Raw genomic sequence first — 16,076 nt, forward strand, 5'->3', positions numbered from 1 at the left:
TCAAGCTGCCGTGGGTCGCCCCCGGTCAAAAATGCCTAGCTCATCAAATGTCTTAGAATTTCATCTTCGCTGCTCACATTGTCTTTGACGCGCACAGTATAGCGGTCGCCGGCACGACCGAATTCGCATCGATACATCTCTTTGCCATTGGCGCTGACATCGACCATGACATCGCCCTTGTCCTGGAAGGGAATGACATCGCCGGCAACAAGCCGCGCAATGGTGTTGAGTGTCAGTGTTTCCAGGCGGATCCTGGCCTCCAGCGTCACCTGCGAGCGGCGAACCTGCTCGCCAATCTGCTCCTGCCATTCCTTGCGCGTGCGTGAAGACTGGTTCATCGATTTCGGCACGGTGACGACCGTTTTGAGAAGGGCCTTCTGTGGGACGACCAGGTAGAACTCCGACGTGACGGTGCCAAGCGTGACGCCCATCTTGATCGTGACCGCATATTCGTCGATGTGGTCGTCTTCCGGCTTGGGCCGGTCTTCGGCATTGTGGGCTTTTTCGATCAACGGTTCGAAGCCGCCCTGGGCATTGACGCCCGAGCGCAGCACATTGCCGATCTTGTCGAACACCATGGTCGACAGATCGAGCTCGATCTGTGACAGCGGCCTCTGAATCGGCTCCTGTATCGTCTCGGGAATAGCACCCAGCAGGTTCTCCATCAGCGTGATGATGAAGCTGTTGCCGCAGGCCATGACGAAATTCGGCGACCAGTTGCGCAACTGCGTATCGACCAGTGCAACATTGTCGCCAAGATCGGCGACAAGATCGTTCATCAGCCCGCTTTCGAGGCCGTTATAGTGAACCTCGATGTTCAGCCCGGTTTCGCTGTGGAACACATCAGGCAGGAACTCGATATACAGATGGCCGAAGTCGGCACAGAGACGCTGCAGCGATTTCGTGTCGCCCAGGCCGCCGGTGAGACGCGCAAGCAGCGCCCGGTCCATGGCTGGTAAGGATGTGCTCTGTCTGTCTGGTTCGCTCATGATCACGCCGCCTTGCTTTCACCGCCGCCGCCGGGGTTCATCATTTCCTGCTCCACAGCGTCGATCGATGGGCGCTCATAGGAGGAGATTGTCTTTCGGCCGTATTCGAGTGCCACCTGCGGAACCGAGCCGTTCATGTAGGCAAGCAGGGTCTGCTTGACGATGATGTACAGGCGGTGCTGCTTGGTGCGGACCATCTTGATCTGCGAAATGATCGGGTTGCACAGGCAGTAGGACAGGAAGATGCCGAGCATGGTGCCGACCAGTGCGGCGCCGATCAGGCCGCCGAGAACTTCCGGCGACTCGTTGATCTTGCTCATCGCCTTGATAACCCCGAGAACCGCGGCAACGATACCGATGGCCGGGAAGCTGTCGCCCATCGCGGTGATGGCGTGATACGGCTTCATCTTGTCATAGAGAATGGTGTTGATCTCTTCGTCCATCAGCGCCTCGATTTCATGGCTACGGGCGTTGCCGATGATGATCAGGCGGACATAGTCGCAGATGAAGGAGGTCAGTTCCTTGTTCTTCAGCAGGTTGGGCGCTGCGGTGAAGATGCTGGATTCTTCCGGATTGTCGATATGGGCTTCGATCTCGTTGCGCGACTTGGTGCGCAGGTCGCGCATCAGCGAGTACAGAACGCCCAGAACGTCGAGATAGGCGCGTTCCTTCGGCACGGCGTGCTTGAAGGCCTCGCCGATCGCCTTGCCGGAATCCTTCACCACTTTCATCGGGTTAGCCATAATGAAGCCGCCGACGCCGGCGCCGCCGATGATCACCAGCTCGAACGGCTGCACCAGAACGTCCAGGTGGCCGCCCATGGCCATGAATCCGCCGAGCACGCAGCCAATCGTAATTACAAATCCGATAATGATATTCATTTTGCCCGTACCTTGCCCGCACCTGAACGTTATTTATCAGGTTCAGCGATACGGCCCGTGCCTTGCGTGAGGCTGAATCAAAACGGGCAGGGCACGCCGTGTGCGACCATTTTTGCAGCGGCCGATAGCCAGACAGCTTCGCACAAGCCATTTGCCGCAAGAAGAGCGCTGACGGACGCAAGCATCCCGTGGTCCGCGCAGTCGAGATTGTCGTTTTCATATGACCAGCCAGCCTCCCGGTCGACCTGAGCGCATTGCGCCTCATCTGCCGGACAAGTCTCTGGCGCTGGACGAGAATTTTGGCGGCGCCCGGAGATTGCCTGCCCCTTTTCGTGTCCGGTTCGGCCCATGTCAGGTTGAGCCCATGGCGTTCTTTTTTTCTCTGATGCTCGGAGGCAAATGACATGCAATCCGGAATCTACGTCTCGCTATCCTCGCAGATCGCGCTTGAGCGTCGTCTGACCACCATCGCCGACAACATGGCCAACGTGAACACGGTCGGCTTTCGCTCGACCGAGGTGAAGTTCGACGAGGTGTTGAGCAAGACCGGCAACGATTTGAATGCGAAGATCGCTTTCGTGTCGCAGGGCAACGACTATCTGTCGACCAAGACCGGCGAGTTGGCGCAGACCGGCAATGTTCTCGACTTCGCCATCAAGGGCGATGCCTGGTTTGCCATCGATACGCCGATTGGCCAGGTTTTGACGCGTGACGGTCGGTTCACCATGAAAGACACGGGCGAGCTGGTCTCGACCAAGGGGTTCTCGGTCCTCGACGCTGGCGGCGCGCCGATCCAGCTCAACCGTGCCGGCGGACCGCCGGAAGTCGGTGCCGATGGCGCCATCATGCAGGACGGACGCCAGGTGGCGAAGCTCGGCGTGTTTACCGCTGACGTGCGCAATGGCTTCCTGCGTTATGAAAACAGCGGCGTGACCACCGTGGACGCGCCGCAGGCGGTCGTCGACAATCCGGAAGTCTCGATCATGCAGGGTTATGTCGAAAATTCGAACGTCAATGGTATCGGTGAAATGACCCAGCTTATCCAGGTCAACCGCGCCTTCGAGAGCGTCAGCGCGCTGATCAGCGGCAGCGAGAGCTCGATGAGTGAAGCGATCAAGATTCTCGGCGGCGGCGCCTGATCCTGAGATTGGAATATTATGGCCCAGCCTGAGAATGAAGCCTTCGTCTTTTCACCCAAGCTCAGCCAGCTGTCCGCACTGGCAACACGCTATGCCAAGCCCGAGCATTCGGTGACGCATGGCGGCCATGTCCGGACGATTGCGGCTGGCCATTATACGGTGACGGGTTTGTCGCGCCATGTTCGGCTGGGTGAATTTGTCGCCCACAGGTCGGCCACCGGCGTGCACCTTGGCGAAGTCGTTCGCGTCGAGCCGGATATCGCCTATATCTGCCCGATCGAGCCGGGTGAACCGATCGGCATTCATGACGTGGTGATCCGCAAGGGTGCTTTCCGGATTGCGCCGGATGACAGCTGGTGCGGCCGCACCATCAATGCCTTGGGTGATCCGATCGACAATGGACCCGGCATGACGCCCGGCCATGAGCGCCGGCCGATTTCCACCACGGCGCCGCCGTCCATGACCCGCAGGCGCGTCGACCAGGGGTTTCGCACCGGCGTCCGGGCGGTCGACATCTTTTCGCCGCTCTGCCTCGGCCAGCGTCTCGGCATCTTTGCCGGCTCCGGTGTCGGCAAATCCACGCTGTTGTCGATGCTCGCCAGGGCCGATGCCTTCGACAAGGTTGTCATTGCTCTGGTCGGTGAACGTGGCCGTGAAGTGCGCGAATTCATCGAGGATACGCTCGGCGACAACATGGCGAAGTCGATCGCTGTGGTCGCAACCAGCGATGAAAGCCCGATGTTGCGCAAGATGGCGCCGCTGACCGCCATGACCATTGCCGAACATTTCCGCGACAAGGGCGAGAATGTCCTGTTCATCGCCGACAGCATCACTCGTTTTGCCCACGCGATCCGCGAAGTCGCGACCGCGGCCGGCGAGCCGCCGATCGCCCGCGGTTACCCGGCCTCCGTCTTCACCGAACTGCCGCGTCTTCTGGAACGCGCAGGGCCGGGCGCCGAAGGTGCCGGCACGATTACCGCGATCATCTCGATTCTGGTCGACGGCGACAACCACAATGACCCAATCGCCGACTCGGTTCGCGGTATTCTCGACGGCCATATCGTGCTCGACCGCAGTCTTGCCGACGAAGGCCGCTATCCGCCGATCAATCCGCTGACCTCGATTTCCCGATTGGCACGCAAGGCCTGGACGGGCGAACAGGAAAAGCTGGTATCGCGCCTGAAGGCGCTGATCCACCGCTTCGAAGAAACACGTGACCTGCGCCTGATCGGTGGCTACCGCAACGGCAGTGATCCCGATCTCGACATGGCGATCAAGCAGGTGCCGGTCATCTATGAAATTTTGAAACAGTCGCCCGGCGACAAGGCCTCCAACGATGCCTATGCGGATCTTGCAGGTGCATTGAAAGCAGCGGCCAGCGGCGCGCAGGGCGGAGCGAGACAGAGGGGATGACGATGACTGACCTTGATGCCGATGAACCCGTAGCACCCGTCAGGCCTGCTGTGCTCCGCAAGCGCGTCTTGACCGTTGACCGCATGCTTGCGGCCACCGGCGTGGCTCTGGCCTGCGCTGCCGCCTTCTTTCCCTGGTATGTCTTCTTCAACGAGGAAAAATTCGGCGTGCGCGTCGCAGACTGGCAGAGCACTCGTGATCTGCCCGAGGGACCAGGCCGCAATGTGTTCAGCGTGTCGCCGCTGGCACTGGTCGACAACGATGATGAAAACAGCGGAGACGGCAACAATCTCCCGGCTGTCGATCAGATCGTCACCGCGACGGTACCGACGCTCGGCAAGGAGCGTCCGCAGGGCATGGATCTGCCCGCGGCCCAGCCGTTTCCCGGCCAGAGCGGTTTCCGTTTGCTGCATGTCGCCAATGGGCGTGCGCTGATCGAGGATGGCGGCACCATGTTCATGGTCCGCGTCGGCTCGATCCTGCCCGACAACAGCCGAGTGGCCACCCTCGAACAGCGGGACGGAAAATGGGTCATCGTGACCTCCAAGGGCGATATATATCAGAACAACTAAACTTATCTGGGCGGGGCAAGTCCCACGCAAGATTACTGGCCTAGGCTCCGAGGGGTAAAAGACGGAGTAACGCCCATGAACCCAATCCAGTTGTTCGAGCTGGCTTCCCGACAGGCCGAATGGCTTTCGGTGCGCCAGCAGGTGGTGGCAGGCAATATCGCCAATGCCAGCACACCCAAATACCTGGCTAAGGACATCACCCCGTTCAGCTCCGTGCTGGACAACACGGCGATGGTTCAGCACATGGCCGTGACCCAGCCCGGTCACATGGCGTCGAATGATATCAGCGACGACAATATCGATATCGAGGAGTCGGAGCTCAACGACGAGATCGGCATCCAGGAATCGGGCAACTCCGTTTCTATTTCTGAGGAATTGACCAAAACCGGCGAAATCAGGGGGCAGCATGAGCTGAACACCTCGCTGATGAGCTCCTTCCATCGCATGATGTTGATGACGGTGAAACGCTAATGATTGATCCCTTGAAGGCAGCGATGAAGATCGCGGGCAGCGGCCTGGAAGCCCAGTCCACCCGCATGCGCATCGTCTCGGAAAACATCGCCAACGCGCGCTCGACCGGCGATACGCCCGGCGCCGATCCCTACCGACGCAAGACCATTACCTTCGGCAGCGAACTCGACAAGGTGTCCGGGGCTCAGTTGATCGAAGTTGAAAAGCTCGGTTTCGACAAGTCCGATTTCATCGAGGAATACGATCCGGGTAATCCTGCCGCCGATGAGCGCGGCATCGTCAAGATGCCCAATGTCAATGTCCTGATCGAAATGGGCGACATGCGCGAAACCAACCGAACCTATGAAGCCAATCTGCAGACCATCAAGCAGACGCGCGACATGATTGGCCAGACCATTTCACTTCTGAAGGCTTCGCAATGATCGATTCCATTTCCGGCGTAAGCGCATTTTCCAAGTCGATGGGTCTGGATTCCCTGACCACCGAACTGTCCACCTTCGACCTGTCGACCAAAGGGGTCGCAACGGCTGGCCTGACGCCGGGCATGTCGACCGGCGAGACGTTTCTCTCGACCCTCAACAGCATGGCGACCGACGCGGTCGGCAATCTGCAGAAAGCCGAACAGGCCTCCTTCGACGGCCTGACCGGCAAGGCAAATACCCGCGAAGTGGTGGATGCCGTGATGTCGGCCGAGCAGTCGCTCCAGACGGCGATCGCGTTCCGCGACAAGATTGTCAGCGCCTATCTCGAAATCACGAAGATGCAGATTTAGTAAGCAGGGAACGGACACATGAGAGCTCTTGCGATTGCAGCAACAGGTATGGACGCCCAGCAGACGAATCTGGAAGTCATCGCCAACAACATCGCCAATATCAACACCACCGGCTTCAAGCGGGCACGTGCTGAATTCACCGATCTTCTCTACCAGACCGAGCGCGCCCAGGGCGTGCCGAACCGTGCGAACCAGGCGATCGTGCCGGAAGGCGCCAATATCGGTCTCGGCGTGCAGACGGCCGCAGTCCGCAACATTCATACCCAGGGCGAACTGACCCAGACCGGCAACGAACTCGATATGTCGCTCGTCGGCCGCGGCTGGTTCCAGGTCGAATCGCCCGATGGCACGACCCTCTACAGCCGCTCTGGCGCGTTCAACATGAATGCCGAAGGTCAGCTGGTCACCATCGACGGTTATCTCGTTACCCCGCAGATCACCATTCCGCAGGATGCCAGCGAAGTCGTCATCAGCCGCACAGGCCAGGTCCAGGCGCGTATCGGCAACGATGCCGACTATACCGACCTCGGCCAGCTGACCATCGCAAACTTTGTCAACGAAGCTGGCCTGAAGCCGCTCGGAGACAACCTTGTGGCCGAGACGGCAGCCTCGGGCGAAGCCATCGTCGGCGTCCCGGAAGATCCGGGCTTCGGCTATATCAAGCAGGGTTACCTGGAATCGTCCAACGTCGATTCCGTCAAGGAAATCACAGACATGATCTCGGCACAGCGTGCCTATGAGATGAATTCCAAGGTCATTCAGACCGCCGACGAGATGGCTCAGATCGTCAGCAAGAACCTGAAGTAAGGCAACTGGAGGCAAACATGAGGTTTCGCCGGAAAATCGGGAATGCAATTCGGGCTGCGGCACTCGCCGCAGCGTCCGTCATTGGCTTCGGCGCCTGTGCAGCGCTCGCGCAGGGAACCGCCGTCGTTCCCACCCAGATTATTTATCCCGGCGAGACCATCTCGTCCGCGCAGGTCAATGAAGTCGAGGTGACCAATCCCAACCTGAGCGGCGGCTATGCCCGCACCAAGGCGGAAGTCGTCGGCATGGTATCGAAGCGCACGCTTCTGCCCGGCCGCACCATTCCGACCAGCGGCCTGCGGGAGGCCTTCGCCATCAAGCGCGGCGCCAGCATTCGGCTGACCTTTGCCATTGGCAACATGGTGATCAGCGCCGCTGGCACCCCCATGGTCGATGCCACGGTCGGCGAGGTGATCAAGGTCCGCAACATCGATTCCGGCGCGATCGTCACCGGCACGGTCATGGCCGATGGGACAGTACAGGTGATGGCGAAATGAAACTGTTTGCATCATCGCGGATTGCGCTTTGCGCGTTGGCCCTGGTTCTGGCGCCGCTTCAGCCGCTCCAGGCCGCGAATTCGCGCATCAAGGATATCGCATCGCTGCAGTCCGGGCGTGACAACCAGCTGATCGGCTATGGTCTGATCGTCGGCCTGCAGGGCACCGGCGACAGCCTGCGTTCGTCACCGTTCACGGATCAGTCGATGCGCGCCATGTTGCAGAATTTGGGCATTTCCACCCAGGGCGGCCAGTCCAATGCCAAGAACGTTGCTGCCGTCATGGTCACGGCCAACCTGCCGCCGTTTTCCAGCCCCGGCAGTCGGATCGATGCCAATGTCAGCTCACTCGGCGATTCAACTTCGCTGCGCGGCGGTACGCTGATCATGACATCGCTCACCGGCGCCGACGGCCAGATCTATGCCGTTGCCCAGGGCTCCGTCATCGTGTCCGGCTTCAACGCGCAAGGCGACGCGGCGTCGGTACAGGAAGGCATCACCACCTCAGGCCGTGTGCCGGGCGGCGCCATCATCGAGCGCGAATTGCCGTCCAAGTTCAAGGATTCGGTCAACCTGGTGCTGCAGCTGCGCAATCCCGACTTCACCACGTCGCTGCGCATCGCCGATACCATCAACGCCTATGCCGCCGCCAATTACGGTGCTCCGATCGCCGAGGCGCGCGACAGCCAGGAGGTGGTGGTCCAGAAGCCACGCACGGCCGATCTCGCCCGTCTGATGGCGGATGTCGAAAATCTGGTGGTCGCGACAGACTCGCCGGCCAAGGTCGTGATCAACGAGCGCACGGGCACGATCGTCATCGGCGCCGAGGTTCGTGTCTCGCGCGTCGCGGTGAGCTACGGCACCCTGACGGTTCAGGTCACCGAGACGCCGCAGGTCATCCAGCCCGAGCCGTTTTCCCGCGGCGAAACGGCAGTTCAGGAACAGACCGATATCATAACCCAGAAGACCGGCGACAAGGTCGTGATCGTTGATGGTCCCGATCTCAGGACGCTTGTCAGCGGCCTCAACAGCATCGGCGTCAAGCCTGACGGTATTATCGCCATACTCCAGGGCATCAAGTCCGCCGGCGCCCTGCAAGCGGAGCTTGTCCTGCAATGACACAGTCCAGGCATTTTCCCTCGCTGCCGCCGATCCTGCGCAATGGCTTGATCATTGGTGCCATCGCCTGTCTGCCGGCCTTTGCCGACAATGCGGTTGGCCAGCAACAGGCCGTCAACCCGAGCGACGCCGAGATCCAGCAGTTCTGCACCGGAATTGCCGATGCAGCTCGTGACCAGCGCTACCTGCTGCAGAAGCAGGAACTCGAAAAGCTTCAGGCCGATGTCGACAGCCGGATCGCCGTGCTCGAGACCCGGAGGGCCGAATACGAGGACTGGTTGGGGCGCCGCAATGCGTTCATGAAGCAGGCCGAAGGGCAGTTGATCGAGATCTACAAGAAAATGGCGCCGGATGCGGCGGCACCGCAGCTTGAGGAAACGGATGTCATTCTCGCTGCCGCGATCATCATGAAGCTGCCGCCACGCCAGTCGAGCCTCATTCTGACGGAAATGCAGCCGGACAAGGCAGCCAAGGTCGCCGCGATCATGTCGAGTGCCGGTGATTCCACTACATCGAAGGATCCATCATGATCAAGCGTTCACCGGCATTGCTGGCTGTTCTGTTTCTTGCCGGCTGCCAGAGCCAGACCGTCAAGGAAATCGGTAACGCACCGGCGATGAGTCCGATCGGATCCGGCCTGCGCTTCAGCCAGACGCCGCAGATGGCGCTGTATCCCAAGCAGCCGCAGGCGACCGCCAGCGGTTATTCGCTGTGGAGCGACAGCCAGTCTGCCCTTTTCAAGGATGCCCGCGCATTGAATGTCGGCGACATCCTGACGGTCAATATCCAGATCAACGACAAGGCATCGTTCGAGAACGAAACCGATCGAAGCCGCACCAATTCAAGCGGCCTCTCGTGGTCGACGGCGGTCGATCTGTTCGGCAACGAGATCCCGGCAACCACCGGAGACCTGAGCTCAGGCTCTGATACCAGCACCCAGGGCAAGGGCTCGACCGAACGCTCGGAGAAGTTGACCCTGCTGGTTGCAGCCGTCGTCACCGGCATCCTCGAAAACGGCAATCTCCTGATCAGCGGCTCGCAGGAAGTGCGCGTCAACCACGAGATTCGCATTCTCAACGTCGCGGGTATCGTGCGGCCGCAGGATGTCGATGCCGACAACACGATTTCCTACGAGCGCATCGCCGAGGCTCGCATCTCCTACGGTGGCCGCGGCCGCCTGACCGAAGTGCAGCAGCCGCCCGTCGGGCAGCAGGTGGTCGATCTGTTCTCGCCGTTCTGACGGCGCGAACGCAAGGCAGAGCAGGAACGGCAGATCCGATGGAACAAAGCGAAGAGCCGACAGGCAAGAAGAAGTCCGGCCTCATGATGCTGGTGGTGCCGCTGGTCGTGCTCACCGCCGTCGGCGGCGGCGGTGGCTGGGTCATCGGCAATATGCTGGCGCCGCAGGTCAAGCTGTCCGAGGAGGCGGCCAAGGCGGCTGAGGCTGCCCCGGCAGCCCATGGCGAGGCCAAGAAGGAAGAAGGGCTTCCCAAGATCGCCACCGAAGCCAATGGCATCGTTCAACTGGAAGCAATCACCACCAACCTGGCCTATCCGTCCGAAAACTGGATCCGGGTGGAATTGGCCTTGCTTTTCAACGGTGCGCCCGACGTGAAGATTGCCGAGGATGTGCATCAGGATATCATGGCCTATCTGAGAACGGTCTCGCTGCAGCAGGTCGAAGGGCCGCGCGGCTTTCAATATCTCAAGGATGACATCCAGGAGCGTGTTGACCTTCGCTCCGAAGGGCGCGTATCGAAGGTGATGTTCAGGACGTTTGTCATCGAATGATTCGATTCTTGCTTATTGCCGCTGTCATGATGATGGCGCCGGAACTTGCTCACGCGCAGCAGTTTCCGACGGAGATCTTCAACACGCCGATCGATGGATCGGTGGCGGCATGGATTATCCGCACTTTTGGCCTTCTGACCGTCCTGTCGGTTGCCCCTGGCATCCTGATCATGGTCACCAGCTTCCCGCGCTTCCTGATCGCCTTCTCGATCCTGCGCTCGGGCATGGGGCTTGCGACAACCCCCTCCAACATGATCTTGACCAGCATGGCTCTGTTCATGACCTTCTATGTCATGGCGCCGACCATGGATCAGTCATGGCGCACCGGCGTCCAGCCGCTGCTGGCAAACCAGATCAACGAAGCCGAGGCCGTGGCCTTGATCGCCGAACCCTTCCGCACATTCATGACTGCCAATACCCGCGACAAGGATCTGCGGCTGTTTGTCGACATCGCCAACGAGCGCGGCCAGAGCACGGTGACCGACGAGAAGGTCGACTACCGCGTGCTCGTTCCGGCCTTCATGCTGTCGGAGATCCGCCGCGGTTTCGAAATCGGGTTTCTGATCGTTCTGCCTTTCCTCGTCATCGATATGGTGGTCGCCACGATCACCATGGCCATGGGCATGATGATGCTGCCGCCCACCTCGATTTCGCTGCCGTTCAAGATCCTGTTTTTTGTCTTGATCGATGGTTGGAACCTGCTGGTTGGCAGCCTGGTACGCTCGTTTGCCTGACGCGCGATAAAATCTTTACCAATTCGCTTACTCCCCTGTTTACCATAGATTTAACCGGGCTTAGCAGTCCCTAATATGTTAAGCTGTTGGCAATATTTGACGGTCAGTTTGGTCCTCACACGAAGGGTCTGGTAGACGAAAAATTCGCTACCGAATGGCATGATGCCGAACTGTCGTAGCCGGTAATTTCCAGTCCGGTATGTCCCCATTAGTATCTTGTTTTAAGGGACAAATAACATGGCCAGCATTCTGACCAACACCAACGCTATGTCTGCACTTTCGACGCTGCGTTCGATCTCCGCCAACATGGAATCCACCCAGAACGCGATCTCCACAGGCAAGAGCGTTGCATCTGCTTCGGACAACGCTGCGTACTGGTCGATCTCCACGACGATGAAGTCCGACAACATGGCTCTCGGCGCCGTCTCTGACGCGCTCGGCCTCGGTGCCGCCAAGGTTGATACTGCCTATGCCGGTATGGACGCCGCCATCGACGTCGTGACGGAAATCAAGGCAAAGCTCGTCGCCGCCAAGGAACAGGGTGTCGACAAGGAAAAGATCCAGGAAGAAATCTCGCAGCTCCAGGATCAGCTGACCTCGATCGCTGAATCCGCTTCGTTCAACGGCCAGAATTGGCTGGCGAATGAAGGTGGCGACGTGACTGTCATCACCGGCTTTGTCCGCGCTGCCGACAACACGGTCACGGTCAAGTCGAGCACGATCACGCTGGACGACACCAACATGCTGTTCAGCGCTGACGCCGCCGGCGTTATCGACGAAGCAACCGGCATCCTGGGTGCCAACGGCACTGCCTCGTCGTCGAGCATTGTCGGCTTCGAAATCGACAACGACACCGACTCTGCAACGCTCGACAACCTGCTCACCGACGTTGAAACCGCTCTGACAAGCATGGTCAGCGCCGGCGCAACGCTCGGCTCGCTGTCCAGCCGCATCGATCTGCAGTCTGAATTTGCTGACAAGCTGTCCGACGCAATCGAAACCGGCATCGGCCGTCTCGTCGACGCCGACATGAACGAAGAATCGACCCGCCTCAAGGCCCTGCAGACCCAGCAGCAGCTGGCGATCCAGGCTCTGTCGATCGCCAACAGCGACTCGCAGAACATCCTGTCGCTCTTCCGTTAATCGCAAGAACGAGCTGGCCCGTAAGGGCCGGCTAGACTATCCCGACGCCGATATGCCTTGGTGGCTGACCAGAGGCGCGCGAAGGGAAAGCTTCAACATCCGGAGGCTGAACCGGGTAAGTGGCTGCGAAGGTCGCGTCTGGAAACAGACGCGGCCTTTTCGTTTTATTAAGCATTTTTTGTTACGCGCGCGTGCACGCGAAGATTGCATTTTTTTTACGCTAACCATTGAGCTGGCGGATCCCCTTAGGCCTTCGTTAACCAACATGGGTTTATCTGAACCCATCGAAGGGGCGAGCTAACCAATTAAATTCAGCCGGTTAGCAGGCATGACGCTGTGCGCACCTACCGGTGATACCGGAATGCCCTTCCTATTCAGCCATTAAGGGGCACACACCTATGACGAGCATTTTGACGAACGTCGCCGCAATGTCGGCACTCAGCACCCTGCGCAGCATCAGCAGCGGCATGGAAGAAACCCAGTCGCGCGTTTCCTCCGGCGAACGCGTTGGTGAAGCGTCTGACAACGCAGCTTACTGGTCGATCGCAACGACCATGAAATCCGACAACATGGCCCTCTCGGCTGTCTCCGACGCCCTCGGCCTCGGCGCTTCCAAGGTCGATACTGCCTATGCCGGTATGGACGCCGCCATCGACGTCGTGAAGGAAATCAAGGCCAAGCTGGTAACGGCGACCGAAGAAGGCGTCGACAAGGCCAAGGTTCAGGAAGAAATTTCGCAGCTGCAGGAACAGCTGATGTCGATCGCAGAATCCGCTGCATTCAGCGGCGAGAACTGGATTGCCGGCGACGCTGCCGACGTGACCGTCGTTTCTGGCTTCGTACGTGATGCCAACAATGCGGTTTCTGTGAAGACCACCACCTACACGCTCGACGCTGCAGCTGACGGCACACTGCTGTTCGGTGGCGACGGCGCAGGCGGCATCGACGACACGACCGGTGTCCTCGGCACTGCAGGCGGCGCGACGATCGGCGTATCCGTATACGAACTCGACATCAGCACATTCGACGGCACGGAAATGGCCGAAGCTCTGACGCTTGTTGATGAAGCCCTGGCTTCCATGACGAGCGCTGCTGCAGAACTCGGTTCGATCTCCACCCGCATCGAACTGCAGGAAGATTTTGTCGGTTCTCTCTCTGACTCGCTCGATAGCGGTATCGGCCGTCTGGTTGACGCAGACATGAATGAGGAATCGACCCGCCTGAAGGCGCTTCAGACGCAGCAGCAGCTGGCTATCCAGTCGCTCTCGATCGCCAATTCTTCTTCGGAAGTCATCCTCTCGCTCTTCCGTTAAGCCTAGGCTTTCGGTCAACAGCAAGATCGCAATTTTGGAAAGCCGCCCTCCGGGGCGGCTTTTTTTTACATCGTCAAATTGCGTTAACCATGCATTAACCATGTCCGGTTTACATGAAGGTCAAGTAACGATGGATTAACCAAAACGAAGAAGTGGTTAATTGCATTAGGCGACGCCATCGTTCCCGGACGGACCGGGATGTCCCAGAAACTAGCCATTTTTAGGGGACGCGCAAGTGACCAGCATTTTGACAAACAATGCAGCTATGACTGCACTCCAGACCCTTCGCACTATTGATTCCAGCATGGAAGACACCCAGGCGCGTGTATCGTCAGGTCTCCGTGTCGGCACGGCGTCCGACAACGCCGCCTACTGGTCGATCGCCACCACCATGCGATCTGACAATATGGCACTCTCGGCTGTGCAGGATGCACTCGGCCTTGGCGGCGCCAAGGTTGATACGTCCTACGCCGCGATGGAAAGCGCCATCGAAGTCGTCAAGGAAATTAAGGCCAAGGTCGTGGCGGCAACCGAAGAAGGTGTCGACAAGTCCAAGATCCAGGAAGAAATCGACCAGCTCAAGGAGCAGCTCCGTTCGATCTCCGAATCGGCAAGCTTCAGTGGCGAAAACTGGATTGCCGGCGATGCCGCCACCAAGACGGTCGTGTCCGGATTTGTCCGCGATTCCAGCGGCGCGGTGACGGTCAAGACGACAGAATACGTGCTGAGCGACGCCGCTGATGGCAACCTTTTGTTCGGCGGCGACGGTGCCGGCAATATCGAATACACAACGGGTATCCTTGGAACCGTCTCGGCATTTACCGGTGTTGGCGATGTGTCCGTTGATACGCTCGATCTCAATGCCTTCGATCCGGCTGACATGGCCGCGAACATGCAGGAATCGCTGGATCTCATCGAAAGTGCCTTGCAGAGCATGACGAGCGCGGCCGCTGAACTCGGCTCGATCTCCATGCGCATCGAACTCCAGGAAGATTTCGTGAGCACGCTCACCGACTCGATCGACTCCGGTATCGGTCGTCTCGTTGACGCAGACATGAACGAGGAATCAACCCGCCTGAAGGCCCTGCAGACCCAGCAGCAGCTCGCCATCCAGTCGCTGTCGATTGCCAACACCGCTTCCGAAAGCATCCTGACTCTCTTCCGTCAGTAAGGGCGCCTTGGCTAGGGGCGACTTCGTCCCGAGCTGACAAGTCGGATGTATTCGGTATGAACCGCACCCAGAAATGGGTGCGGTTTTTTCGTGCCTTGCGTGAAGCTGGCCGATTTATGCGGTTTTCCCTCCAAGCAGATTTCCGACCTTGCCAAATGGCGCATGCGTTTGTTAACTGGCGCCGTTAACGATTTGTTAATGGTTGCGGGGACCGGCGGAATGCTGGTCTGCATGATGCCCCTCCGTTGCCACCGGTATGCTTCCGGCCTTTTGGATTGACGATTAAGGGCACCTCAATGACCAGCATCATGACCAACGCTGCCGCAATGGCGGCCCTGCAGACTCTGCGATCGATCGATACCAATCTGGAAACGACGCAAAGCCGCGTTTCCTCGGGCTATCGGGTCGAGACAGCTTCGGACAATGCCGGCTATTGGTCGATTGCCACCACCATGCGCTCCGACAATGCTGCATTGTCGACGGTCTCGGACGCGCTGGGTCTGGGTGCCGCCACGGTGGATACCGCTTACACGGCGCTCGACAACGTCATCGAAGTCATGTCGTCGATCAAGGCCAAGCTGGTCGCCGCAAGCGAGCCGGGCGTCGACAAGGAAAAGATCAACGAAGAAATGAAACAGCTGAAGAACCAGCTGGTTTCGGCGGCGCAGTCGGCATCATTCTCCGGTGAGAACTGGCTCTACAATACGAATGTCAACGAACTGGGCACCAAACAGGTTGTCTCCTCCTTTGTGCGCGGCGCCGACGGCAGCGTTCAGGTGACGACGCTGGACTTCGACACCGCGGATTCCGTCCTGATCGATACCGAATACGCAGGCCGCGGCTTCCTGACCAAGGCGATTGACGCCGACACCCTCGTTCCGGACCCGACGGGTACGGCGCGCGAATATTATCTTCTCGACGTCGGTTCCGTCGTGCCGCCGACCGGTGATCCGATCGAGATTGACAATGACACCGACACGGAAACGTTGGATGACATGATCAGCGTCGTCGACGATCTGATCAGCCAGTTGACCGACGCTGCCGCAACGCTGGGCGCGATCACCAGCCGCATCGAAATGCAGGACAATTTCGTCTCCAACCTGATGGACGTGATCGACAAGGGTGTCGGCCGTCTGGTCGATGCCGACATGAACGAGGAATCGACCCGTCTGAAAGCCCTGCAGACCCAGCAGCAGCTTGGCATCCAGGCGCTTTCAATCGCCAACAGCAGCGCAGAAAAGCTGCTCACCCTGTTCCGCGAGTAA

The 16,076-nt window shown here is 59.2% G+C and carries 19 protein-coding genes; 17 read left to right on the plus strand and 2 right to left on the minus strand.

Annotated elements, in window-relative coordinates:
- Positions 1 to 35: 35 nt before the first annotated feature.
- Together LQ231_RS05565 and motA are read right to left on the minus strand one after the other, a co-directional pair.
- Positions 36 to 989 (minus strand): FliM/FliN family flagellar motor switch protein, encoded by a 954-nt coding sequence (locus LQ231_RS05565; RefSeq protein ID WP_113140299.1) that lies wholly within the window; start codon positions 987 to 989, stop codon positions 36 to 38.
- 2 nt (positions 990 to 991) lie between these two features.
- A complete protein-coding gene (gene motA, locus LQ231_RS05570; RefSeq protein ID WP_113140300.1) occupies positions 992 to 1,870 on the minus strand; it encodes a flagellar motor stator protein MotA in 879 nt (292 codons plus the stop codon).
- A 404-nt stretch (positions 1,871 to 2,274) separates the two neighbouring features.
- Between motA and flgF the strand changes: the two genes are divergently transcribed.
- From flgF to LQ231_RS05655, 17 genes are all read left to right on the plus strand, one after another.
- Complete coding sequence (gene flgF, locus LQ231_RS05575; protein ID WP_113140301.1) at positions 2,275 to 3,009, plus strand: flagellar basal-body rod protein FlgF; 735 nt, start codon at positions 2,275 to 2,277, stop codon at positions 3,007 to 3,009.
- Between the two features lie 18 nt (positions 3,010 to 3,027).
- Positions 3,028 to 4,422: a flagellar protein export ATPase FliI gene (gene fliI, locus LQ231_RS05580; RefSeq protein ID WP_113140302.1), complete on the plus strand. Its 1,395-nt coding sequence runs from the start codon at positions 3,028 to 3,030 to the stop codon at positions 4,420 to 4,422.
- Between the two features lie 2 nt (positions 4,423 to 4,424).
- On the plus strand, positions 4,425 to 4,994 hold the full coding sequence (locus tag LQ231_RS05585) for a flagellar protein (RefSeq protein WP_113140700.1): 570 nt from the start codon (positions 4,425 to 4,427) through the stop codon (positions 4,992 to 4,994).
- A 75-nt stretch (positions 4,995 to 5,069) separates the two neighbouring features.
- Positions 5,070 to 5,465, plus strand: a complete 396-nt coding sequence (flgB, locus tag LQ231_RS05590) for a flagellar basal body rod protein FlgB (protein ID WP_113140303.1) — start codon at positions 5,070 to 5,072, stop codon at positions 5,463 to 5,465.
- Positions 5,466 to 5,467: 2 nt separating this feature from the next.
- Positions 5,468 to 5,887 carry a flagellar basal body rod protein FlgC gene (gene flgC, locus LQ231_RS05595; RefSeq protein ID WP_113140701.1) on the plus strand — a complete coding sequence of 140 codons (420 nt, stop codon included), beginning with the start codon at positions 5,468 to 5,470 and terminating at the stop codon, positions 5,885 to 5,887.
- Positions 5,884 to 6,237, plus strand: a complete 354-nt coding sequence (locus LQ231_RS05600; protein WP_113140304.1) for a flagellar hook-basal body complex protein FliE — start codon at positions 5,884 to 5,886, stop codon at positions 6,235 to 6,237. Before flgC ends, LQ231_RS05600 begins: the two co-directional genes overlap by 4 nt.
- A gap of 18 nt (positions 6,238 to 6,255) precedes the next feature.
- Positions 6,256 to 7,044, plus strand: a complete 789-nt coding sequence (gene flgG / locus LQ231_RS05605; RefSeq protein ID WP_113140305.1) for a flagellar basal-body rod protein FlgG — start codon at positions 6,256 to 6,258, stop codon at positions 7,042 to 7,044.
- A gap of 17 nt (positions 7,045 to 7,061) precedes the next feature.
- Positions 7,062 to 7,541 (plus strand): flagellar basal body P-ring formation chaperone FlgA, encoded by a 480-nt coding sequence (gene flgA / locus LQ231_RS05610; RefSeq protein WP_113140306.1) that lies wholly within the window; start codon positions 7,062 to 7,064, stop codon positions 7,539 to 7,541.
- Positions 7,538 to 8,659, plus strand: a complete 1,122-nt coding sequence (locus LQ231_RS05615) for a flagellar basal body P-ring protein FlgI (RefSeq protein WP_230170594.1) — start codon at positions 7,538 to 7,540, stop codon at positions 8,657 to 8,659. Before flgA ends, LQ231_RS05615 begins: the two co-directional genes overlap by 4 nt.
- Positions 8,656 to 9,189, plus strand: a complete 534-nt coding sequence (locus LQ231_RS05620; RefSeq protein WP_230170595.1) for a MotE family protein — start codon at positions 8,656 to 8,658, stop codon at positions 9,187 to 9,189. The genes LQ231_RS05615 and LQ231_RS05620 overlap by 4 nt, the downstream gene beginning before the upstream one ends.
- Positions 9,186 to 9,899, plus strand: a complete 714-nt coding sequence (gene flgH, locus LQ231_RS05625; RefSeq protein WP_113140309.1) for a flagellar basal body L-ring protein FlgH — start codon at positions 9,186 to 9,188, stop codon at positions 9,897 to 9,899. Before LQ231_RS05620 ends, flgH begins: the two co-directional genes overlap by 4 nt.
- Before the next feature lie 38 nt (positions 9,900 to 9,937).
- Positions 9,938 to 10,450, plus strand: coding sequence for a flagellar basal body-associated FliL family protein (locus LQ231_RS05630; protein ID WP_113140310.1), 513 nt, complete (start codon positions 9,938 to 9,940; stop codon positions 10,448 to 10,450).
- Positions 10,447 to 11,184: a flagellar type III secretion system pore protein FliP gene (gene fliP, locus LQ231_RS05635; RefSeq protein ID WP_113140311.1), complete on the plus strand. Its 738-nt coding sequence runs from the start codon at positions 10,447 to 10,449 to the stop codon at positions 11,182 to 11,184. Before LQ231_RS05630 ends, fliP begins: the two co-directional genes overlap by 4 nt.
- Positions 11,185 to 11,421: 237 nt before the next feature.
- On the plus strand, positions 11,422 to 12,327 hold the full coding sequence (locus LQ231_RS05640) for a flagellin (RefSeq protein WP_007597115.1): 906 nt from the start codon (positions 11,422 to 11,424) through the stop codon (positions 12,325 to 12,327).
- Positions 12,328 to 12,725: 398 nt separating this feature from the next.
- The gene (locus LQ231_RS05645; RefSeq protein ID WP_113140312.1) at positions 12,726 to 13,640 is read left to right on the plus strand and encodes a flagellin; all 915 of its coding nucleotides are present in this window, start codon (positions 12,726 to 12,728) and stop codon (positions 13,638 to 13,640) included.
- A gap of 235 nt (positions 13,641 to 13,875) precedes the next feature.
- Positions 13,876 to 14,811, plus strand: coding sequence for a flagellin (locus LQ231_RS05650; RefSeq protein WP_113140313.1), 936 nt, complete (start codon positions 13,876 to 13,878; stop codon positions 14,809 to 14,811).
- A gap of 296 nt (positions 14,812 to 15,107) precedes the next feature.
- Positions 15,108 to 16,076: a flagellin gene (locus LQ231_RS05655; protein WP_230170596.1), complete on the plus strand. Its 969-nt coding sequence runs from the start codon at positions 15,108 to 15,110 to the stop codon at positions 16,074 to 16,076.

It is taken from the genome of Rhizobium sp. CECT 9324 (assembly GCF_918741265.1).
Lineage (GTDB): Bacteria > Pseudomonadota > Alphaproteobacteria > Rhizobiales > Rhizobiaceae > Allorhizobium.